The 1,246-nt window shown below is 40.3% G+C and carries 1 protein-coding gene; it reads left to right on the top strand.

Annotated features, from left to right (window positions below; translation table 11 throughout):
- Positions 1 to 15: 15 nt before the first annotated feature.
- A complete protein-coding gene (locus HNQ34_RS17250; protein ID WP_183256540.1) occupies positions 16 to 1,239 on the top strand; it encodes an IS4 family transposase in 1,224 nt (407 codons plus the stop codon).
- The last annotated feature ends 7 nt before the right edge of the window (positions 1,240 to 1,246 follow it).

Raw genomic sequence — 1,246 nt, forward strand, 5'->3', positions numbered from 1 at the left:
AAAGGAGTTTTTTCAATGAATAAGAACAATATAATTCATCAAAGCGTCATTCGTCAATGTTTATCTTTATTGCCGACCGAAAAGTTTTCTTGTCCACTTCTCAACTATGATCAGAAAAAATTAACAGCGGATTCCCTTATAAAAATTTTTGTCGCAGCTCAACTGGGAAAATGGGAATCCTATGCGGATATCGAGGAAAAACTACGGGCTGACAAAGAATTGTTGAAGAGTCTGAATCTAGAGAGTATTAGTGGGGCTCAATTAAGTCGAAGGATTAATGAATTACCTACCGAATGGGTACAATATCTCTTTTTTCAGGTAGTTGGCCAGATTCGAGAGCGAACGAAACAGTTAGCAGGGTTACCAAAAGGAATCGGTCGATTAGCCATTGTCGACTCCACCTATCTTAGGCTCCCTGAACAACTATCCAATTGGGCGTATGTAACGAAAGGATTAACCCATGTAAAAATGCATACTCGATTAGTGGTGGCTTCACCGGATACCGTCTTTCCTGATCGAATTCTCCCGTCCACTGGCAATGTGACGGATTTTGAAGGAGCCGATGTATTAGTAGAAGAGTGCGATGCGACCTATGTCATGGATCGAGGGTTTGCTTGTCATAAACGAATTAATCGATGGGCGAAGGAAGAAATCTCGTTCATTGTGCGAATCAAAGAAAAGCAACAGGTGATGTATCTAGAGAGAACACTTCTGAATCATCCTCAGATTCGCTTAGATGCCGTGGTAAAGATCGGTGTTACATCGAATGAAAAACTGTATCCTGTTCGTCTCGTTGAATATTCGGATGAACAGGGACATCTATACCGAATTGTGACCAATCGTTTTGATTTAAGCCCTGAACAAATCATGGATATTTATCGACATCGTTGGGCGATTGAAATTTTCTTTAAATGGGTGAAACAGCATTTACGAACAACGAAAATCTGGAGCACGAAGCCTCAAGGAATCTGGAATCAAATGTTTCTTGCATTGATTGCTTATGGATTAACATTGCTCGTCAAACTGATGACCCAAACGAAAAAAACGATGAGGGAAGTATTACGGTTAATTCGAACGTATTTCCAAAAACCTTGGAAAGAATTTTGGGATGAACTTCATCGAAGGGGGACAAGGACATCAAAGGGACGGCAGAAAATACCGAAAAAAGAAAAAGCCGATTTGATTTTTGCGGATACGGTAGCGATGATTAAGCCGAAGAAGGACAAGAAGAAAAGCTAAAAGGAAT

The sequence above is a fragment of the Anoxybacteroides tepidamans genome, from assembly GCF_014201465.1.
GTDB classification, from domain to species: Bacteria; Bacillota; Bacilli; order Bacillales; family Anoxybacillaceae; genus Anoxybacteroides; species Anoxybacteroides tepidamans.

Bases quoted from the DNA above. Each gene is read 5' to 3' on its own strand.
- HNQ34_RS17250 (WP_183256540.1), top strand. From the start codon at position 16: ATGAATAAGAACAATATAATTCATCAAAGCGTCATTCGTCAATGTTTA.